Origin of the sequence: Kitasatospora sp. HPM-01-4 (assembly GCF_051374625.1) — a bacterium.
Classification (GTDB): Bacteria; Actinomycetota; Actinomycetes; order Streptomycetales; family Streptomycetaceae; genus Kitasatospora.
The window spans coordinates 5,634,290-5,653,880 of sequence record NZ_JBPQGP010000005.1 but is presented as its reverse complement, the minus strand read 5'-3'; the positions used below and the strand labels follow the sequence as shown (position 1 = coordinate 5,653,880).

Below are 19,591 nucleotides of genomic sequence, written 5' to 3'. Positions count from 1 at the left end.
GGGCGTTGTCCGGTTTGCTCCTCTTCGGCCGCCCTCCGGCCGCGGCCGCCGACCCGGCCGCTACCGCCGCCCGGCCGCTACCGCCGCTCCGGCTTCGCCGAGCGGGCCATCAGCCCGGCGAGCACCTCCTGGGTGGGCCGTCCGTGGTGCACCACGTCCACCACGGCCTCGACGATCGGCATCTCCACGTTGTTGCGCCGGGCCAGATCGAGCACCGACTCGCAGGACTTGACGCCCTCGGCGGTCTGCTTGGTGGCCGCGATGGTCTCCTCGACCGTCATGCCCCGGCCGAGGTTGGTGCCGAAGGTGTGGTTGCGGGAGAGCGGCGAGGAGCAGGTGGCGACCAGGTCGCCCATCCCGGCCAGGCCCGAGAAGGTGAGCGGGTCGGCACCCAGGGCGAGCCCCAGGCGGGTGGTCTCGGCCAGTCCGCGGGTCATCAGGGTGGCCTTGCTGTTGTCGCCCAGGCCCATCCCGTCCGCCATGCCGACCGCCAGCGCGATCACGTTCTTGACCGCGCCGCCGAGCTCGCAGCCGACCACGTCGGTGTTGGTGTAGGCGCGGAAGTACGGGGTGTGGCAGGCGGCTTGGAGGCGCGTGGCGACCTCCTCGTCGCTGCAGGCGACCACGCCCGCGGCCGGCTGCCGGTTGGCGATCTCCTTGGCCAGGTTGGGCCCGCTGACCACCGCGACCCGCTCCGGACCGACCCCGGCGACCTCCTGGATCACCTCGCTCATCCGCTTGGCGGTACCGAGCTCGATGCCCTTCATCAGGCTCACCAGCACCGTCTGCGGACCGATCAACGGCGCCCAGGCGGCCAGGTTCTGACGCAGCGTCTGGGACGGCACGGCGAGCACCGCGAAGTCCGCGCCGGCCAGCGCCTCGGCGGCGTCGGTGGTGGCGTGGACGCTGTCCGGAAGCCGCACCCCGGGCAGGTAGTCGGGGTTGACGTGGGTCCGCTCGATGGTGTCCACCAGCTCCTGGCGGCGGCCCCAGAGGGTCACCTCGCAGCCGGCGTCGGCCAGGATCATCGCGAACGGGGTACCCCAGGAACCGGTCCCGAAGACGGCGCAGCGGGTCACTTGGAACTCTCCTCGGGGGTGGTGCCTTCATCGTCCTGGTTGCCGCCCGCCCGCTCGCGCTTGGCGGCGGCTGCCGCGGCCCGCGCACGGGCGGCCTTGCGCATGTCGTAGCGCTCGGCCGGCGGCTCCTCGCCCCGGATGTCGGCGAGGACGGCGGTGATCGCCGCCATGATGTCGTCGGTGGCCTCGCGGAGCACCTTGGCGGTGAGCTCCTGGCCCTGGTACCTGCTCAGGTCGACCGGCGGACCCGCCGCGACCGTCACCTTGTGCCGGGGGAAGAGGTTGAACTTGCCCTTCCCGCCCCGGCCGTACGGCGGGATGATCTCGTGCGCGCCCCAGTGCGCCACCGGGATCACCGGTGCGCCGGTCATCAGCGCGACCCGGGCGGCCCCGCTCTTGCCGGTCATCGGCCACAGGTCGGGGTCACGCGTGAGAGTGCCCTCGGGGTAGAACTGCACGCACTGGCCCCGCTCGATGGCGTCGATCGCCGCGCGGAACGCCTCGGCGGCGTCGGTGGACTCACGGAACACCGGGATCTGGCCGGTCTTACGCAGCATGAAGCCGATGAACGGCACCGAGAAGAGCGAGGACTTGCCCAGTATCCGGGGCGGGCGGCCGCTGTTGTACTGCCAGTGCGCGTACACCACCGGGTCGATGATCGAGTTGTGGTTCACCACCGCGATGAAGCCGCCCTCCTTGGGCAGCTGCTCCCAGCCGCGCCACTCGGGCTTCACCAGGGCGGTCGTCACCGGCTTCACGAGTACGGCCGCGAAGCGGTACCAGAACCCGTAGTCGGCGTTGCCGAATCTGGCGTACGAGCGGCGGGCCACCCCAGCTCCTCCTCATCAGGTGCGGCACCCCGGGGTGCCGCAGAACGTTCCTGGTGCCCGGGCCCCCGGGCGCGGATCAGTCTCACCCGTCGCCTCACCGGCTGTCGAGGAGCCATCCCCCACGGCCCGGGGCAAGTGACCAATCGCACGTCAACCCGCGCGGCACCCGCCTGGCCAGGGCTTTGGCACCGACGCCACAATGACGCCGATGACCCAGGACACGGTACGCCCCGTCGAGCCGGTTCCGCCCGCTACCCGCCCCGGCTGGTCGCTGGTGCTGCCGGTGAAACCGCTCGCGCTGGCCAAGAGCCGCCTCGGCGCCTTCGCGGGCGAACGGCGCGCGGCACTCGCGCTCGCCTTCGCGCTGGACACCGTGACGGCGGCGCTGGCCTGCCGGGACGTGGCGAGGGTCCTGGTGGTCACCCAGGACCGGCTGGCCGGGCCCGAGTTGGCCCGGCTGGGTGCTCTGATCCTGGACGACGAGCCGGGTGGCGGTCTCAACCCGGCCCTCGCACACGGCGCGGCGCATGCCCGGCGGATCGCACCGCGCTCCCCCGTCGCCGCGCTCTCGGCCGACCTTCCAGCCCTTCGGCCCGCCGAACTCGGCCGGGTGCTCGCCGCCGTGCCGCCCACCGGGCGGGCCTTCCTCGCGGACGCGCCCGGGGTGGGCACCACGCTGCTCGCCTGTGCCGCGGACTGCGGCCTGCGTCCGGAGTTCGGCGGGGCGAGCCGGGAGCGCCACGCGGCCGGTGGCGCCTACGAGATCACCCTGCCCGACGTCCCCTCGGTACGCCGCGACGTGGACACCGGCGACGACCTCGCCACCGCCCGCTCCCTGGGCCTCGGGCCCCGCACCGCCACCGCCTCCGCGCCCCTGTTCGCACCCCTCGGGCACCGCTGACCGGGCCGGCAGGCCCCCCCGGGGGCGCGGCTTCCAGCCACCGCGGCCACGCCCCGGGAACCGCGTGGTCACGGTTCCCCGAATCCGTCCGCGGCCGCGGGGTCGCTCGCACGACTCCCCGCGCCCCGACGATGCCGCGCGCATCAACTCGCCGATATGCTGCGGGTATGCAGGCCACCGCATTCACCTTCGACCCCGAGACCCGCGCCGGCTCCGTACTGCTGGACGACGGCACCCCGGTGCCGTTCGACGCGGCGGCCTTCGACGCCGGGGGCCTTCGCCTGCTGCGCCCCGGCCAGCGGGTGCGGATCCGCACCGAGGGCAGCGGCGAGAGCCTCCGGGTGGTCTTCGTGACCCTGCAGACCTTCCCCGACCCCGCGGAGCACCAGGGCCAGGGCTGAGACCCGCCCGGCGGTTCACGCCGGGCACACGACGCGAACCGCCCGGACCGCTCTCAGCCTCCGTCCGGCCGCACCGGCACCACCCGGACCGCGTGCGAGCGCCCGGCCATGGTGAAGCTGAGCGTCAACTCCCCGTCGCGGGTCAGGAATGCCGCGACCCGCTCCTGCGCGCCGGGCCCGAGGAAGTACCGGTACGCCTCATGTTGCGTCCACCCGAGCGGCAGCACCCTGAGTGCCTCCCAGAGTGCCGCCAGGGCGTCCGGAAGCCGACTGAAGGTCGTCGGCGGGGTGATGTCCTCGATCGACACCGTGAAGGCCGTCGCGGCCCCGGGTTCTCTGCTGTTCACGTGTGCTGTTCCCGCTCCTCGTCGAACTCGGCCCAGAGCTTCTCGACCGCCGAGCTGTATCGGTGTCCGTAACGGTCCGCATCCGACAGGACGTCGAGGGCGGCGAGCTCCTGCTCCTCGGTGAGGCCGGCGGGGAGGGTCACCTCCACCAGGTAGCCACCGCCCGGACGTGGGCGGACGCGGGTCCGCGCACCCGTCGCCGCGGCGAGCCGGTCCGCGAGGTCATACACCCTGGTGCTTCGCACGCCACGCCTCTCCCCGCGAGCGGCCAGTCACGGAACGTGAATCTAAAGCTTTAGATTTCACCTGATGCATTAGATTTGTCAACACTGAGTCACCCGATCTGCCCCATGTGTCACCCGATCTGCGCCAATGGAGAGCCAGATGTCGAGGAGTGATCCCGCTTACGTGCCCATCGCCGACGACCTCCGGCGCCGCATCAACCAGGGTGAGTGGGCACCCGGCGAGCGTCTTCCGTCCCGGGCCAAGCTCGCCGAGACGTACGGTGCCCATCCGTTCGCGTTGCAGCGCGCCCAGGAACGGCTGATCGCCGAAGGCCTGCTGGAGGGCCGCAGCGGCTCCGGCACCTTCGTGCGCCTGCCCACCGTCCGCCGCAGACTGCTCCGCTCCAGCCACCTCGCGCTCAACACGGGCATGCGGTTCTTCGCGGAGCCCGACCAGCTCCAGCCGCAGGACGACTTCGAGAGCACCAGCCGGTTCCTCCCGGCACCGCCCGAGATCGCCGCCCGGCTCGGCATCGAGGAGGGCGCGGACACGGTCTGCACCAGCTACGAGTTCCTGGTGGACCGCAAACCGGGCCAGCTCGCCGAGAGTTGGGAGCCGGCGGCCCTCACCCGCCGCAGCGGGGCCCAGCTGCCCGAGTTCGGCCGCCGCAAGCACCAGGGTGTGGTGAAGCGGATGGCGGAGCTCGGAATCGTCGTCGACTTCGCGGTGGAGACCGTCCGGGCCTCCCGCGCCACCGCGGACCAGGCCCTGAAGCTCGGCATCACCACCGGCGACCTGGTCATGCTGATCGAGCGGACGTACTTCGACGTCGACGGCCGCCCGGTGGAGACCGCCGACTTCGTCATCCCGGACGCCAAATGGGAGATCAGTTACGAACTCCCGGTCGAGCGCCCGTGACCGGCGGCCCTCCACGCGGGCCGGGCGACGAGCGGCGTCCCTCCGCGGCTTGGGCCGACCGGCAATAGGGAGCGTGGATCAAGGAGCGGGGCGAGAGCCGAGTCTGGGCGTGCATCGTGAGGAGAGCGCAGCGGCGCTGCGCGCGACGAGGGATGTGCGTTCGAGGGCCCCTCCTGCCCGATGGCGGGCAAGGAGGGAGAGAGCTATCGGCACGCGACGCCGCGGGCCCTATTGCCGGTCGGTCTTAGGCCGACCGGCAATAGGGGCCGCCGGGCGCACCGCTCCCTCGGGGACCGCCGGGCGCACCGGCGCCGGGGTGCCGGCCTACGGCTTCGCTGCCGGAGGCATCCGGCGGCGGGCGGCGGGCGGGAAGTCACCGCCCCTGGACGCGGAAGAGCCGTGGCGGCTCGCTCCGGGATCTCCCCGATAGCGAGCCGCCACGGCTCACGGCCGGTCCGGCCGTCGACTGGTACCGCTGATACCGCTCGGAAACCCGTCGGGTCTTACTTGGCGGTCGACTTGCGCGCGGTGGTCTTGCGCGTGGTGGTCTTCTTCGCCGGAGCGGTCTTCTTGGCCGCCGCCGCCTTCTTGGCCGCCGCGGCGGTGGTCTTCTTCGCCGCGGTGGTCTTGGCCGCGGTGGTCTTCGCGGCGGTGGTCTTGGCGGTGGTGGCCTTGGTGGCGGTCGCCTTCTTCGCAGCGGCCGTCTTGGTGGCGGTGGTCTTCTTGACCGCGGCCTTCTTCGCGGCGGCCGGAGCGGCCTTCTTCGCCGCAGCGGCGGTGGTCTTCTTCACCGCCGCCTTCTTGGCGGGAGCGGCAGCGGCGGCCGCGGCGGCGCGCTTGGCGGCGGCGCGCTTGGCGGGGGCGGCGGCGGCGCCGGCCTTGCCCGGGGTGAGCGAGCCCTTGGGGGCCTTCTTCACCGAGGGGCCTTCCTTCGGCAGCTTCTTGCTGCCGCTGACCAGGTCCTTGAAGCCCTGGCCGGGGCGGAAGCGCGGCACCGAGGTCTTCTTGACCTTGACCCGCTCGCCGGTCTGCGGGTTACGGGCGAAGCGCGCGGAGCGCTCCACCTTCTCGAAGGTGCCGAAACCGGTGACCGACACCCGGTCTCCGGCCACCACGGCACGCACCATCGTGTCGAGCACTGCATCGACGGCCTCTGCGGCAGCCTTGCGACCACCCAGCTGCTCGGCCACCGCTTCGACAAGCTGAGCCTTGTTCACGTCTTCCCCTTCGGAAACGGGCGCCGGATGATTCCATCCGTTCTTTTCGCACGTTAGGTATGTATCTGCGGACTTTCAATTACCAAACGCGCGAATCACCCTAGTGTCGCAATGGATTTGCGCGTCGGCGACCTCAGCCGAGAGGCATGCGCCCCTCGTCGAGGTCTTGCACAAAGCGACTCAACCGCCTTGCCGCCTCAGGAAGATCACGCTTGGCGGTCTCCGTGACCATCAACAGTTGACGGGTGAGAGCAGTCTTTGCCGCTGCTGACACGTTCAGCGCATGAACGCGTGCATGAGCTTGCTTCAACCGCTCGGCCACAAGCGCGTAGAGCGCCGCGACTTCCGGCTCGTCCGGTTCCGCGGCAGGTGAGGTCTGGTCGTCCTGCCGATCGTCAATTCGACTCTCGGCGACACCGTCCGTCCCCTCCGTCGACGCGGGTTCGCCACCCTCGTACGGAGGTTCATGGTGCCAGTGCATGCATCGATTGTGCCATCTGTACAGAGTTGCGCTGTCCGCACCCCTCTTCCGACAAATCACGGCAACTATCGCGAGCACGCGTGAGACCCGAACTCGGGACCGGAACAGCGGATGGCCCGCCCCCCCGATGGGGAGCGGGCCATCCGCCGGGCCGTCAGAATGACGGTGCTCAGGCGACCGGCTGCGTACGCGGCTTGAAGCCCGGCCGGGTGCCTTCGAAGGCCGCGATGTCGGCCTCGTTCCGCAGCGTGATGCTGATGTCGTCCAGGCCGTTGAGCAGCCGCCAACGGACGTTGTCGTCCAGCTCGAACGAGGCCTTCACGCCCTCGGCGCGCACCTCGCGGGCCTGGAGGTCGACGGTGATCTCGGCGGCCGGGTCGGCCTCGGTGAGCGCCCACAGCCGCTCCACCGTCTCCTGCGGCAGGACCACCGTCAGCAGGCCGTTCTTCAGCGAGTTGCCGCGGAAGATATCGGCGAACCGCGACGAGATGACGGCCGCGAAACCGTAGTTCTGCAGGGCCCAGACCGCGTGCTCGCGCGAGGAGCCGGTGCCGAACTCGGGGCCGGCCACCAGGACCGTCGCACCCTGCCGCTCGGGCCGGTTGAGCACGAACTCCGGATCCTTGCGCCAGGCCTCGAACAGCCCGTCCTCGAAACCGGATCGGGTGACCTTCTTCAGCCAGTGCGCCGGGATGATCTGGTCGGTGTCGACGTTGCTGCGGCGCAGCGGAACGGCCCGGCCGGTGTGGTCGGTGAACTTCTCCATGGTCAGGCCTCCACGCCCTGCTTGAGCGAAACGGTCAGGTCGGCGGGCGAGGCCAGGCGGCCCAGGACCGCGGTCGCGGCGGCGACCTGGGGGGAAACCAGGTGGGTACGGCCGCCCTTGCCCTGCCGTCCCTCGAAGTTGCGGTTGGAGGTGGAGGCGCAGCGCTCCCCGGGTGCCAGCTGGTCGGGGTTCATGCCCAGGCACATCGAGCAACCCGCGTGCCGCCATTCGGCGCCGGCGGCGGTGAACACCTTGTCCAGGCCCTCCTCGACGGCCTGCAGGGCGACCCGGACCGAGCCGGGGACGACCAGCATCCGGACGCCCGCGGCGACGCTGCGGTCCTGCAGGACGGCGGCGGCGGCCCGCAGGTCCTCGATCCGGCCGTTGGTGCAGGAGCCGACGAAGACCGCGTCCACCTCGACCTCGCGCAGCGGCGTACCGGCCTGGAGGCCCATGTACTTGAGCGCGTTCTCGGCGGCGGTCCGCTCCTGCGGATCGGCGAAGGAGGCCGGGTCCGGCACCGAGGCGCCGAGCGGGGCGCCCTGGCCGGGGTTGGTGCCCCAGGTGACGAACGGGGTCAGCTCGCCCGCGTCGATGAGGACCTCGGCGTCGAAGACCGCGTCCTCGTCGGTGACCAGGGTCTTCCAGTACTCGACGGCGGCGTCCCAGTCCTCGCCCCGGGGCGCGTGCGGGCGGCCCTGCAGGTAGTCGAAGGTGGTCCGGTCGGGGGCGATCATGCCCGCGCGGGCACCGGCCTCGATCGACATGTTGCAGATGGTCATCCGGGCCTCCATCGAGAGGCTGCGGATCGCCGATCCGCGGTACTCCAGGACGTAGCCCTGGCCGCCGCCGGTACCGATCCTGGCGATGACGGCCAGGATCAGGTCCTTGGCGGTGACGCCCTCGGGCAGCTCGCCCTCGACCGTGATCGCCATGGTCTTGAAGGGGGCCATCGGCAGCGTCTGGGTGGCCAGCACGTGCTCGACCTGGCTGGTGCCGATGCCGAACGCCAGCGCCCCGAAGGCGCCGTGGGTGGAGGTGTGAGAGTCGCCACAGACGACGGTCGTGCCGGGCTGGGTCAGGCCCAGCTGCGGGCCGACCACGTGCACCACGCCCTGCTCGACGTCGCCCAGCGAGTGGATGCGCACGCCGAACTCCTCGGCGTTCCTGCGCAGGGTCTCCAGCTGCACCCTGGAGACGGGGTCGGCGATCGGCTTGTCGATGTCCAGGGTGGGGGTGTTGTGGTCCTCGGTGGCGATGGTGAGGTCGGTCCTGCGGACCTTCCGGCCGGCCAGGCGCAGACCGTCGAAAGCCTGCGGGCTGGTCACCTCGTGCAGCAGGTGCAGATCGATGTAGAGCAGATCGGGCTCGCCCTCGGCGCGCCGGACGACGTGGTCGTCCCAGACCTTCTCCGCGAGTGTCCGTCCCATCGCATTCCCTCCGGCCGGCCGCTCTGCCGGCCTTCTCGTGTCGTCGAGGTCGCTTCCCGTGCCGCCCCGGTGAGGCTGCGCGGGTGGACCCGCACGCCGGATCCGCCGTCCAGGATGTGGACACCCCGGCGGGGGGCCGATCCTGGGCTCTTCCCGGGCCGCTGCTTCAAGAGTGGCGCCTTTCCCGGAAGATTGAACTTGCGTCTCGCAGAATGAGACGGCAGTATCGGGGCATGGACAACACTAGCGGCGTCGGCGTTCTCGACAAGGCCGCTCTGGTGCTCAGCGCACTGGAGTCGGGCCCCGCCACGCTGGCGGGGCTGGTCGCCGCCACCGGTCTGGCGCGGCCCACCGCCCACCGACTCGCCGTCGCACTCGAACACCACCGCCTGGTCACCAGGGACATGCAGGGCCGGTTCATCCTCGGCCCCCGACTTGCCGAACTCTCCGCCGCGGCGGGCGAGGACCGGCTGCTCGCCACCGCGGGCCCGGTCCTGACCCACCTGCGCGACGTCACCGGCGAGAGCGCACAGCTCTACCGCCGTCAGGGCGAGATGCGGATCTGCGTCGCCGCCGCCGAGCGGCTCTCCGGCCTGCGGGACACCGTCCCGGTCGGCAGCACCCTGCCGATGAAGGCCGGCTCGGCCGCCCAGGTCCTGCTGGCCTGGGAGGAGCCCGAGCGGCTCCACCGGGGGCTCCAGGGCGCCCGCTTCACCGCGACCGCGCTGAGCGGCGTCCGGCGGCGCGGCTGGGCCCAGTCCATCGGGGAGCGGGAGCCCGGCGTGGCCTCCGTCTCCGCGCCCGTACGGGGCCCCTCCAACCGCGTGGTGGCCGCCGTCTCCGTCTCCGGCCCGATCGAGCGCCTGACCCGCCACCCGGGCCGGCTGCACGCCCAGGCCATCATCGAGGCCGCCAACCGCCTTACCGAGGCGCTGCGGCGCGGCTGAAAAGCGACGCGAAAGGGCCGCCCCGGATTTCCGGGGCGGCCCTTCGGCATTGACTGCGATCAAGTCCGGGAAAACAAAAAAGCCCCGGATCACCGGGACTTTCCTTCTGGCTGGGGTACCAGGACTCGAACCTAGACTAAATGAACCAGAATCACTCGTGCTGCCAATTACACCATACCCCAACAAAGCGCTCGGCCGATGGGGTTCACACCCATCGGCCCAGCCGCTCTGGTACCCCCGACCGGATTCGAACCGGCGCTACTGCCGTGAGAGGGCAGCGTGCTAGGCCGCTACACAACGGGGGCTTTCAAGCGATCCCTTGCGGGATCAGTACCCCCGACCGGATTCGAACCGGCGCTACTGCCGTGAGAGGGCAGCGTGCTAGGCCGCTACACAACGGGGGCTTTCAAGCGATCCCTTGCGGGATCAGTACCCCCGACCGGATTCGAACCGGCGCTACTGCCGTGAGAGGGCAGCGTGCTAGGCCGCTACACAACGGGGGCTTGATCTTCAGTTGTACTGCGCTGGGGTACCAGGACTCGAACCTAGACTAAATGAACCAGAATCACTCGTGCTGCCAATTACACCATACCCCACCAGAGTTGGACCCTTGCGAGCCCCTCTCGGGCGTTGCGCCTCTCGCTTGGTTACCGACGGGGTTTCACTCCCTCGTCCGTTCCCTCCCGGGCGGCGCAGAAAGAACATTACCCGACGTCCGGCCAGGGTCCAAAATCGATAACCCCAGGCCCGGCCCCGGGCGGCCACGCGACTGGTCGCGCGGCCGCCCGGGCGCACGTCAGGAGGCCGGGACGAGGTCCAGAGCGGCCCTCAGCCGGCGCAGCGTCTCGGCGCGGCCGAGCAGCTCCATCGACTCGAACAGCGGCGGGGAGACACGGCGGCCCGTGACGGCCACCCGCAGCGGCGTGAAGGCGAACTTGGGCTTGATGCCCAGGCCCTCCACCAGCGCCTCGCGCAGGGCCGCCTGGATCGGCTCGGGCCTGAAGTCGTCGAGCTCCTCCAGCGCCTTGACGCCGGCCTCCAGCACCTGACGGGCGTCGGCGGTGAGCGCCTTGGCCGCGTCCTCCTCCTGGACCTTGAAGTCGGCCGGGTCGACGAAGAGGAAGCCCGCCATGTTGACGATCTCGCCCAGCACGACCATCCGCTCCTGGGTGAGCGGCGCGGCCTTGGCCAGCAGGTCGAGCTGCTCGGCGCTCGGCTGCTCCGGCAGCAGGCCGGCGGCCTGCAGGTACGGGACCAGGCGCTGGACGAAGTCCTCCGGCGCCAGCCGGCGCAGGTGCTCGGCGTTGATCGCCTCGCACTTCTTCAGGTCGAAGCGGGCCGGGTTGGAGTTCACCTTCGAGATGTCGAAGGCGGCGACCAGCTCGTCCATGGAGAACAGGTCGCGGTCCTCGGCGAGCGACCAGCCCAGCAGCGAGAGGTAGTTGAGCAGGCCCTCGCGGATGAAGCCGCGCTCGCGGTACAGGTTGAGGTTGGCCTGCGGGTCGCGCTTGGACAGCTTCTTGTTGCCCTCGCCCATCACGTACGGCAGGTGGCCGAAGCGCGGGGTGAGGCCGCTGCCGACGCCGATCTCGGCCAGCGCCGCGTACAGCGCGATCTGACGCGGGGTGGAGGAGAGCAGGTCCTCGCCGCGCAGTACGTGGGTGATGCCCATCAGGGCGTCGTCCACCGGGTTGACCAGGGTGTACAGCGGGGCGCCGTTGGCCCGGACGATGCCGTAGTCCGGCACGTTCTCCGGCTCGAAGCTCGTCTCACCGCGGACCAGGTCGTCGAAGGAGAGGGTCTTGTCGGGCATCCGGAAGCGGAGGATCGGCTTGCGGCCCTCCTGCCTGTAGACGGCGACCTGGTCCTCGGTCAGCTCGCGGCAGTGGCCGTCGTAGCCGGAGGGCTTGCCGGCCGCGCGGGCGGCCTCGCGGCGGGCGTCCAGCTCCTCGGTGGTGCAGTAGCAGTGGTAGGCGTGGCCGGCCTCGTGCAGGCGCTGGGCGACGTCGGCGTAGATGTCCATCCGCTGCGACTGCCGGTACGGCACGTGCGGGCCGCCGACCTCGGGGCCCTCGTCCCAGTCGAAGCCGAGCCAGCGCATCGCGTCCAGCAGCTGGTTGTACGACTCCTCGGAGTCGCGGGCCGCGTCGGTGTCCTCGATCCGGAAGACCAGGGTGCCGCCGTGGTGGCGGGCGAAGGCCCAGTTGAAGAGAGCGGTGCGGACCAGGCCGACATGGGGGTTGCCGGTCGGGGAGGGACAGAAACGAACCCGAACGCTGGGGTCCTTCGGGGTAGCCGGGGTCGTGCCCGGCTCGGTGCTAACCACGCTTGATCACCTTATTGGTGAGAGTGCCGATGCCTTCGATGGAGACGGCGACCTCGTCGCCGACGTTGATGGGGCCGACACCCGCCGGGGTGCCGGTGAGGATGACGTCGCCCGGAAGCAGCGTCATCGCCTCGGAGATGTGGACGATCAGCTCCGCGATCGAACGGACCATCAGGGAGGTCCGGCCGGTCTGCCGCAGGTCGCCGTTGACCGTGCAGGTGATCGCCAGATCACTGGGGTCGAGCTCCGTCTCGATCCACGGTCCGAGCGGGCAGGAGGTGTCGAAGCCCTTGGCCCTCGCCCACTGGCCCTCGCGCTGCTGCACGTCGCGCGCGGTGACGTCGTTGGCGCAGGTGTAACCGAAGATGATCTCCGGTACCCGCTCCAGCGGCACCTCCCGGCCCATCCTGCCGATCACCACGGCCAGTTCGGCCTCGTGCTGGACGTCCGAGGAGAACGGCGGGTACGCGATGGACTCGGTGGGACCGATCACCGCGGTGGAGGGCTTGAAGAAGGTCAGCGGAACGTCGGGGACCTCGTTGCCGAGTTCCGCGGCGTGCGCCGCGTAGTTCCGTCCGACCGCGACGACCTTGTTGGGGAGGATCGGCGAGAGCAGCCGGATGTCCTGCATCCGGTAGGTCTCACCGCTGAGCTGCATGGAGACGATCGGGTGGCCGGCCAGCGCGTGGACCACCAGAGACTCGGGCTGAGCGGGGTCGCCCTCGACCACTCCGAAGGAGACACTGCCGGCGGCAGGGCTCCCTTCCCGGACGGAGAACCTGGCAATGCGCACGGTTGGGAGCCTCTCGGTCAGTCGGGCACCGGCCTTACCGGGCCCTGCTCGAACGTTCCCCAGGCTATCGCGTGGGCCGCGGCGGGCCCCTCGCGCACGGCCGGGACATACGGAGAGGGGCGCCCGCCGCACTCCGCGGCAGACGCCCCTCGTTCCCCGTGTCCGGGTTCAGTCCACCGGCTTGCGCGGCGCCGGGGCGACCATCAGGACGGTCCGGCGCGGGTTGGCGGTGCTGGCCGGCAGCTCGGCCGCGTACTCGATCCGCCGTACGGCGCCGCCGCCCGGCAGTTGGCCGAAGTCCCCGACGGCGGCCAGCGTGGTCCGGCGCGGGTTCGCCGTCGCAGCGCTGATGATCATGGACGTGGTGGCGGCCGACTGGGACATCGCGTAGCACCTCGGAGTTCGGGGCCGCTCACAGGAGTCGGCCTGCGTGATTCCGGGCAGGCTCATGGACGCACTGCCCGGCACGGCCAGACTAGGGACCTCATTCCACAGCCACTGCGGTCAGGGCTATACATTCGGCTGTGATCTCACTCACAAATAGATGAACAGAATACATATTGCGGGACATTTCACACCCGCCGACTGGCCGGACAATCGCGGCATTCCGGACAGATGAGAACGTCTGCGACTCTTGTCCGTCGATGGCCGAGTTGGCATGTATCTGGCGAGTGTCCGAAAAGGACCGTATTCGGGCGGGGTTACCGCACAGTCAGTAAGAATGTGCATGCGCTGGGTAGCTCAGGACACCGGCAGGTAACGGCCCTTGTTGGACTTCTCCCGCTGTGCTGGAATGCCACGGAAAAACTCGACACCGTTCCATCCGCGGCAGCGGAGAGGGACGCCCGGTCCAGAGGTTGCGACGCCAGTGCAGGGACGTTTCAAGAGGGGCAGCGGCGGCGCGGGTGACCCGGAGTCGCACGAGCCCGCGGCAGGCCCCCACCAGGCAGCACCGGCCACCGAGCCAGGCGAGCCGGCGGTCGGCGCGGTCACCGGGTCCGAGCAGCCCGGCACCGGCGACGGCGCTCCCGAGGGCGAGCCGGCCGGTGAGAAGCGCCGCTCCCGCCTGCGCGGCTCCCTGAACCGTCGGCGCGCCACGGGTATGTCCCGGTTCGCCATGCGCAACTGGCGAATCCGTACCCGCCTGATCGCCCTGCTGCTGCTCCCCGTGGTCGTCGCCCTGGTGCTCGGTGGTCTGCGAGTCCAGAACTCGGTGCAGAACTCCAAGCAGCTGTCGCAGATGCACGGCCTGTCGGACCTGGCGCAGAAGGCCACCGCGCTGGCGAACGCCCTGCAGACCGAGCGCGACATCAGCGCCGGTCCGCTGACCGCCAGCAACGGCAACCAGCAGGACCCGGACATCGTCAACGCCCGCAAGGACACGGACACCCTCAGCAAGGCCTTCGCGACCACCGCCGACAACTTCGACAACCTCGACCTCGCCGGTGGCCAGGCGCTGCTGCTCCAGGTCCGCAAGGACCTCAACCAGCTCTCCGAGGCCCGCAGCACCGCGTACACCAACCCGGACAACATCCAGGCCACGATCACCAACTACGACGTGATCATCAAGGACCTGCTGGGCATCACCCAGGACATCGCGATCGCCTCGAACAGCACCGAGCTGGTCAAGGTCACCCGTGCCCTGCAGCAGTTCTCGCTGGCCAAGGAGGCCGCCTCGATGCAGCGCGCGCTGATCAGCGCCGCGCTCGCCCGCCCCGGCGGCCAGGACCTGAACACCTCGGACGAGACCTTCGGCATCCGGCTGCAGACCGAAGAGGACAACGCCAACACCAACTTCACCGCGATCTACGGCAACGCCGCCGCGGTCGCGCTGCGCGCCCCGCTCACCTACAACCAGGTGATCTCGGAGGCCGAGCGGTACACCAAGGCCGTCCTCAACACCAACGGCATCAAGCAGGGTGACGTCCGTACCTACAAGAGCTGGTACGACGACGCCACCGCGAAGATCACCGCCGAGCAGAAGATCGAGTCCACGCTGCTCGAGGACCTCAACGGCAAGGCCCAGCAGCTCCAGGACGACGCCGACACCGAGACCCTGATCAACGGCGCGCTGATCGCCCTGGTCCTCATCGTCGCCATCGCCGGTGCCGCCATCGTGGCCCGCTCGATGGTGCGCTCGCTGACCCGTCTGCAGGCCGCCGCCGAGGACGTCGCCGAGCGGCGGCTGCCGGAACTGGTCAAGACGCTCTCCGAGAGCGACCCGCAGGACGTCGACGTCTCCATCGCCCCGGTCGGCGTCGACTCGGCCGACGAGATCGGCCACGTGGCGCACGCCTTCGACATGGTGCACAGCGAGGCCGTCCGCCTCGCCGCCGAGCAGGCCCTGCTGCGAGGCAACATCAACGCGATGTTCACCAACCTCTCGCGCCGCAGCCAGGGTCTGATCCAGCGTCAGCTGTCGCTGATCTCCGAGCTGGAGAGCCGCGAGGCCGACCCGGACCAGCTCGCCAGCCTCTTCAAGCTGGACCACCTCGCCACCCGTATGCGCCGCAACGGCGAAAACCTGCTCGTCCTCGCCGGTGAGGACCCGGGCCGCCGCTGGACCCGTCCCGTCCCGCTGGTCGACGTGCTCCGCGCCGCCGCCTCCGAGGTGGAGCAGTACGAGCGCATCGAACTCGCCGCGGTCCCCTCGGCCGAGGTCGCCGGCCGCGTCGTCAACGACCTCGTCCACCTGCTCGCCGAGCTGCTGGAGAACGCCACCTCGTTCTCCAGCCCGCAGACCCGCGTCCGGGTCACCGGCCACGCCCTGCCGGACGGCCGGGTGCTGATCGAGATCCACGACACCGGTATCGGCCTCTCCCCCGACGACCTCGCGGAGATCAACGAGCGGCTGGCCAGCCCGCCGACCGTGGACGTCTCGGTCTCCCGCCGCATGGGCCTCTTCGTGGTCGGCCGGCTGTCCCTGCGTCACGGCATCCGGATCCAGCTGCGTCCCAGCGACTCCGGCGGTACCACCGCACTCGTCATGCTCCCGGTCGACGTCACCAACTCGTCCGACCGGCGCGGCGGCCGTCCCGGCGCCGCACAGACCAAGCAGCAGCGCGGGGTCGGTCCGGCGCCGCGCCAGGGCCGGGCCAGTGCCGCCGAGGCGCTGTCCGGCCGCCAGGCCGCCGCGCTCGGCCAGGGCCCGTCCGCCGGTGCCCCGACCGGCCGGCCGCAGCTCGGCCAGGGCCCGCAGGCCGGCGGCCGCCCGGGTATGCCGGGTGCGCCGGGTATGCCGGGTGCGCCGGGTGCGCCGTTCGGCGGCCAGCCGAACGGCCTGCCCACCCGTGACCCGAAGGCCACCCTGCCCGGCGGCCCGAACAGCGGCCAGCCGAACGGCCTGCCCACCCGTGACCCGAAGGCCACCCTGCCCGGCGGCCCGAACGGCGGCCCGAACGGCGGCCAGCCGAACGGCCTGCCGCCCCGCCAGCCGAACGCGCCCCAGGCCGGTGGTGGTCTGCCCACCCGCGAGCCCAACGCGCCCCAGGCCGGTAACGGCCTGCCCACCCGCGAGCCCAACGCGCCCCAGGCCGGCGGCCCGGCCGGCGGCGGTCTGCCGACCCGCTCGGTCGGACAGTCGCTGCGCGAGAACCCGGCGCCCGGCCAGCCGCCCCGCCGTACGCCCGGTGCTTCCGGTGCGCCGGCCGGCCCCGGCGGTGGTCTGCCGCGCCGTGGCGAGGCCCGGCCCGGTGCCGGTCGTCCCGGCCCCGCGCAGGAGCGCCCGCGTCCCAACCCCGAGCAGCCGCAGCACGGCCTCGCCGAGCAGCCCTCGGGCGGCGGCCTGCCGAGCCGTCCGGCCCGCGGTGAGCAGGGCCGTCCCGGCCAGGAGCTGCCCACCCGCCGTCCGCAGGCCGCGCCCGGCCAGCCGCCGCAGCCCGCCCCGGCCCAGCCGCAGGGGCCGCAGACCGGCCAGCAGCAGCCCGTGCCGCAGCCGCAGGCCCCGCAGGCCCCGGCCCCGCAGGCTCCGGCTCCGGCTCCGGCTCCGGCCGAGACCACCGCGTCCTTCGCCCGGCCGCGCTTCGAGGCCAGCCAGATCGACCCGCGTGACCCGCTGGGCCTCGGCCTGGTCGAGCCGGTCCTGCCGAGCGTGCCCAACCCGGCCGCCCCGCAGGCCGCGCAGGCCCCGCAGGCGCCCTTCCGGCCGCAGGTTCCGGACGGCCGGCAGCCGCAGCCCGCGCTGCCGCAGCCCGCTCAGGATCGTCCGGCCCCGCAGCGGCAGCAACCGATGGCGCTGCCGACCGGTCCGGGTACCGATGCCCCCCAGGGCACCGTCGGGGACGGCCGGCAGTTCCAGCAGCCGCCGCTGGGCCGGCCGCGCCAGTCGTACCAGCCGCAGCGTCCCGGTACCACCGCACCGGGCTTCCCCGAGTCCGAGGTCCCGCAGCAGCAGCCGCAGGCCCCGCAGCAGCGCCTGGAGCAGGAGCGCCCGCGTCCGGTCATGCCGGACCAGCAGGCGCCCCAGCAGGGCCTGCCCGGTCGGCCCGGCCCGGCGGTTCAGCCCGCTCAGCCCGGTCAGCCGGGCCCGGCGGCTCAGCCCGGTCAGCCCGGTCAGCCCTCGGACACTCCGTGGCGCCCGTCGGCGAACGACGAGCGCTGGCGCCGCGCCGAGCAGGTCCGCGAGCCCTCGACCAGCGGTATGACGCTTTCCGGCCTGCCCCGGCGTACGCCGCAGGCCAACCTGGTCTCCGGCACCGCCGAGGCGGCGCCGCTGACCGGCCCGCAGGTCTCCCGAGCGCCCGAGGAGGTCCGCGGCCGACTGACCAACCTGCGCCGCGGCATCCAGCAGGGCCGCCAGGCAGGCGCGGGCGGAACCACACCGGCAGCCGGCACGCCGATCCCCGGCGCGCCGGGCGCGGGTGCACCCACCGGCAACTTCGGTGGTGCCGCGTCCCAGGGCCAGCGGCCCACCCGTCCGCAGCGGTTCGACGGCTTCGACGCCCCTCGGGGCAACGGAGGCTTCGGCGAGTTCGGCCCAGATCACCAGGAGCGTTGAGTTGAGTCAGATGAGCCAGGCCGCACAGAACCTGAACTGGCTGATCACCAATTTCGTGGACAACACCCCCGGGGTGTCGCACACGGTGGTGGTCTCCGCCGACGGGCTCCTGCTCTGCATGTCCGAGGGCTTCCCCCGCGACCGCGCCGACCAGCTCGCCGCCGTCGCCTCCGGCCTCACCTCCCTCACCTCCGGCGCCAGCCGGATCTTCGAGGGCGGCGAGGTCAACCAGACCGTCGTGGAGATGGAACGCGGCTTCCTCTTCCTGATGGCCGTCAGCGACGGCTCCGCCCTCGCCGTCCTCGCCGCACCCGACTCCGACATCGGTCTGGTCGGCTACGAAATGGCCCTGCTCGTCGACCGTGCCGGGGCCGTCCTCACCCCCGCACTCCGCGCGGAACTCCAGGGCAGCCTGCTGCACTGAGACACCGCACGGAACCGCCGGGCCCGGTCGGCCCGAGCCCGGCGGCCCACCCAGAGCCGTTCCCGGACGCAAGGAGGAGTTTTGGCATCCTCCCCGCCCTCGTCGAGGAGGCAGGGAGTCCGCCGGTCACCCGGCAGACCTTCCCGCTTCCGCCCTGACCGACTCCGGGACGAATCCAAGCCGAGCTTCAGCACCAGCTCCGCAGGTCTCTCCCGGCGCCTTCCCGGCGCCGGGACCAGCCGTCACCCCGTGACGGCTGACAGTCCACAGCACACCACTGAATGCGCAGCGTCATCCGGTGCATTCGCGGCCCGCTCCACGCGGAGCGAGCCGCACTCGGCCCTAGCTAGGAGACGAACATGACCCCGCCCCCGACACCCGGCTCATACGGCAACGGGTACGGCAGTGGCTACGGCGGCCAGCAGGCCGGCGGCTACGGTGGCCAGCAGTCCGACGGCTACGAGCAGCAGCCGCTGGTTCGCCCGTACGCGATGACCGGTGGCCGTACCCGGCCCAGGTACCAGCTGGCGATCGAGGCGCTGATCTCGACCACCGGCAATGCCGAGCGCACCGCCGGCATGCTGCCGGAGCACCAGCGGATCGTGGCGCTGTGCCGGGACGTCAAGTCGGTGGCGGAGATCTCGGCGCTCGCCGGGGTCCCGCTCGGGGTCGCCCGCATTCTCGTCGCTGACCTGGCCGAGGCCGGTCTTGTCGCCATCCACCAGCCCGCTGCCGCGGGCGAGTCGGGCGGTACGCCTGACGTCACGCTGCTCGAAAGGGTCCTCAGTGGACTTCGCAAGCTCTAACGCGGCCGCCCCCAGCCGCGCCACCACCTCCGCGAAGATCGTCGTCGCAGGCGGCTTCGGCGTCGGCAAAACCACCCTCGTCGGCGCCGTCTCCGAGATCAACCCCCTGCGCACCGAAGCCGTCATGACCAGCGCCTCCGCCGGCATCGACGACCTCACCCACACCGCGGGCAAGACCACCACCACGGTCGCCATGGACTTCGGCCGCATCACCCTCGACGAAGACCTCATCCTCTACCTGTTCGGCACCCCCGGACAGGACCGCTTCTGGTTCATGTGGGACGACCTCGTCCGCGGCGCCATCGGCGCCGTCGTCCTCGTCGACACCCGCCGCCTCGCAGACTGCTTCCCCGCCCTCGACTACTTCGAGAACTCCGGACTCCCCTTCGTCGTCGCCCTCAACGGCTTCGACGGACACCAGCCCCACACCCCCGACGAAGTCCGCGAAGCACTCCAACTCGGCGCCGACACCCCCATCATCACCCTCGACGCCCGCCGACGCGACAGCGCCAAAAGCGCACTCATCACCCTCGTCGAACATGCCCTCCTCGCCCGCCTCCGCTAAGGAGCGAGCAACCTCCAAGGGCACCAGCACCCCAAGGGCAAGCACCCCAGGGGCGCAGGGAACCACCCGACCGGCCACCCACCACGGAAAGCCGACCGCAAGGTTCCCCGCGCCCCTGAGCCGGTTCGCGCGACCCGGC

The 19,591-nt window shown here is 71.5% G+C and carries 19 protein-coding genes and 5 tRNA genes; 8 read left to right on the top strand and 16 right to left on the bottom strand.

What is annotated here, in order from left to right; genetic code table 11:
• Positions 1-77 precede the first annotated feature (77 nt).
• Positions 78-1,079, bottom strand: a complete 1,002-nt coding sequence (locus tag ACSMTC_RS24600; RefSeq protein ID WP_436561883.1) for an NAD(P)H-dependent glycerol-3-phosphate dehydrogenase — start codon at positions 1,077-1,079, stop codon at positions 78-80.
• Positions 1,076-1,909: a lysophospholipid acyltransferase family protein gene (locus tag ACSMTC_RS24595; protein WP_436561882.1), complete on the bottom strand. Its 834-nt coding sequence runs from the start codon at positions 1,907-1,909 to the stop codon at positions 1,076-1,078. The genes ACSMTC_RS24600 and ACSMTC_RS24595 overlap by 4 nt, the downstream gene beginning before the upstream one ends.
• Before the next feature lie 208 nt (positions 1,910-2,117).
• Here ACSMTC_RS24595 and cofC point away from each other — a divergent pair, with 208 nt between their 5' ends.
• Entirely contained in the window at positions 2,118-2,810 is a 693-nt protein-coding gene (cofC, locus tag ACSMTC_RS24590) for a 2-phospho-L-lactate guanylyltransferase (RefSeq protein WP_436561881.1), read from the top strand.
• A gap of 167 nt (positions 2,811-2,977) precedes the next feature.
• The gene (locus ACSMTC_RS24585) at positions 2,978-3,211 is read left to right on the top strand and encodes a hypothetical protein (RefSeq protein WP_436561880.1); all 234 of its coding nucleotides are present in this window, start codon (positions 2,978-2,980) and stop codon (positions 3,209-3,211) included.
• A gap of 53 nt (positions 3,212-3,264) precedes the next feature.
• On the opposite strand, the gene ACSMTC_RS24580 is transcribed toward ACSMTC_RS24585, so the two are convergent.
• A complete protein-coding gene (locus tag ACSMTC_RS24580) occupies positions 3,265-3,558 on the bottom strand; it encodes a hypothetical protein (protein WP_436561879.1) in 294 nt (97 codons plus the stop codon).
• The gene (locus ACSMTC_RS24575) at positions 3,555-3,803 is read right to left on the bottom strand and encodes a hypothetical protein (RefSeq protein ID WP_436561878.1); all 249 of its coding nucleotides are present in this window, start codon (positions 3,801-3,803) and stop codon (positions 3,555-3,557) included. Before ACSMTC_RS24575 ends, ACSMTC_RS24580 begins: the two co-directional genes overlap by 4 nt.
• 139 nt (positions 3,804-3,942) lie before the next feature.
• On the opposite strand from ACSMTC_RS24575, the gene ACSMTC_RS24570 reads away from it, so the two are divergent.
• On the top strand, positions 3,943-4,701 hold the full coding sequence (locus ACSMTC_RS24570) for a GntR family transcriptional regulator (RefSeq protein WP_436561877.1): 759 nt from the start codon (positions 3,943-3,945) through the stop codon (positions 4,699-4,701).
• 503 nt (positions 4,702-5,204) lie between these two features.
• Here the strand turns inward: ACSMTC_RS24570 and ACSMTC_RS24565 are convergent.
• From ACSMTC_RS24565 to leuC, 4 genes are all read right to left on the bottom strand, one after another.
• The gene (locus tag ACSMTC_RS24565; RefSeq protein ID WP_436561876.1) at positions 5,205-5,918 is read right to left on the bottom strand and encodes an HU family DNA-binding protein; all 714 of its coding nucleotides are present in this window, start codon (positions 5,916-5,918) and stop codon (positions 5,205-5,207) included.
• A gap of 133 nt (positions 5,919-6,051) precedes the next feature.
• A complete protein-coding gene (locus tag ACSMTC_RS24560) occupies positions 6,052-6,399 on the bottom strand; it encodes an SCO5555 family protein (protein WP_436561875.1) in 348 nt (115 codons plus the stop codon).
• Positions 6,400-6,568: 169 nt separating this feature from the next.
• Positions 6,569-7,165, bottom strand: coding sequence for a 3-isopropylmalate dehydratase small subunit (gene leuD, locus ACSMTC_RS24555; RefSeq protein ID WP_436561874.1), 597 nt, complete (start codon positions 7,163-7,165; stop codon positions 6,569-6,571).
• A 2-nt stretch (positions 7,166-7,167) separates the two neighbouring features.
• Positions 7,168-8,595, bottom strand: coding sequence for a 3-isopropylmalate dehydratase large subunit (gene leuC, locus ACSMTC_RS24550; RefSeq protein ID WP_436561873.1), 1,428 nt, complete (start codon positions 8,593-8,595; stop codon positions 7,168-7,170).
• 233 nt (positions 8,596-8,828) lie between these two features.
• Here leuC and ndgR point away from each other — a divergent pair, with 233 nt between their 5' ends.
• Complete coding sequence (ndgR, locus tag ACSMTC_RS24545) at positions 8,829-9,542, top strand: IclR family transcriptional regulator NdgR (RefSeq protein WP_030275730.1); 714 nt, start codon at positions 8,829-8,831, stop codon at positions 9,540-9,542.
• A 107-nt stretch (positions 9,543-9,649) separates the two neighbouring features.
• Here the strand turns inward: ndgR and ACSMTC_RS24540 are convergent.
• The 8 genes from ACSMTC_RS24540 to ACSMTC_RS24505 form a co-directional block, all read right to left on the bottom strand.
• Positions 9,650-9,724, bottom strand: a tRNA-Gln gene (locus ACSMTC_RS24540).
• Between the two features lie 47 nt (positions 9,725-9,771).
• Positions 9,772-9,847, bottom strand: a tRNA-Glu gene (locus ACSMTC_RS24535).
• 26 nt (positions 9,848-9,873) lie between these two features.
• A tRNA-Glu gene (locus tag ACSMTC_RS24530) sits at positions 9,874-9,946 on the bottom strand.
• Positions 9,947-9,972: 26 nt separating this feature from the next.
• Positions 9,973-10,045: transfer RNA gene (locus tag ACSMTC_RS24525), tRNA-Glu, on the bottom strand.
• 21 nt (positions 10,046-10,066) lie between these two features.
• Positions 10,067-10,138, bottom strand: a tRNA-Gln gene (locus ACSMTC_RS24520).
• Between the two features lie 200 nt (positions 10,139-10,338).
• Positions 10,339-11,868, bottom strand: coding sequence for a glutamate--tRNA ligase (gltX, locus tag ACSMTC_RS24515; RefSeq protein ID WP_436561872.1), 1,530 nt, complete (start codon positions 11,866-11,868; stop codon positions 10,339-10,341).
• Positions 11,861-12,661, bottom strand: a complete 801-nt coding sequence (locus tag ACSMTC_RS24510) for a fumarylacetoacetate hydrolase family protein (protein WP_436561871.1) — start codon at positions 12,659-12,661, stop codon at positions 11,861-11,863. The genes gltX and ACSMTC_RS24510 overlap by 8 nt, the downstream gene beginning before the upstream one ends.
• A gap of 168 nt (positions 12,662-12,829) precedes the next feature.
• On the bottom strand, positions 12,830-13,045 hold the full coding sequence (locus ACSMTC_RS24505) for a hypothetical protein (protein WP_436561870.1): 216 nt from the start codon (positions 13,043-13,045) through the stop codon (positions 12,830-12,832).
• Between the two features lie 484 nt (positions 13,046-13,529).
• Between ACSMTC_RS24505 and ACSMTC_RS24500 the strand changes: the two genes are divergently transcribed.
• The 4 genes from ACSMTC_RS24500 to ACSMTC_RS24485 all read left to right on the top strand — a co-directional run bounded on the left by ACSMTC_RS24500 (position 13,530) and on the right by ACSMTC_RS24485 (position 19,452).
• Entirely contained in the window at positions 13,530-17,657 is a 4,128-nt protein-coding gene (locus ACSMTC_RS24500; RefSeq protein WP_436561869.1) for a sensor histidine kinase, read from the top strand.
• A gap of 10 nt (positions 17,658-17,667) precedes the next feature.
• The gene (locus tag ACSMTC_RS24495) at positions 17,668-18,081 is read left to right on the top strand and encodes a roadblock/LC7 domain-containing protein (protein ID WP_030248297.1); all 414 of its coding nucleotides are present in this window, start codon (positions 17,668-17,670) and stop codon (positions 18,079-18,081) included.
• Between the two features lie 359 nt (positions 18,082-18,440).
• Entirely contained in the window at positions 18,441-18,887 is a 447-nt protein-coding gene (locus tag ACSMTC_RS24490; protein WP_045306847.1) for a DUF742 domain-containing protein, read from the top strand.
• Complete coding sequence (locus ACSMTC_RS24485; RefSeq protein ID WP_436561866.1) at positions 18,868-19,452, top strand: GTP-binding protein; 585 nt, start codon at positions 18,868-18,870, stop codon at positions 19,450-19,452. Before ACSMTC_RS24490 ends, ACSMTC_RS24485 begins: the two co-directional genes overlap by 20 nt.
• Positions 19,453-19,591: the final 139 nt, after the last annotated feature.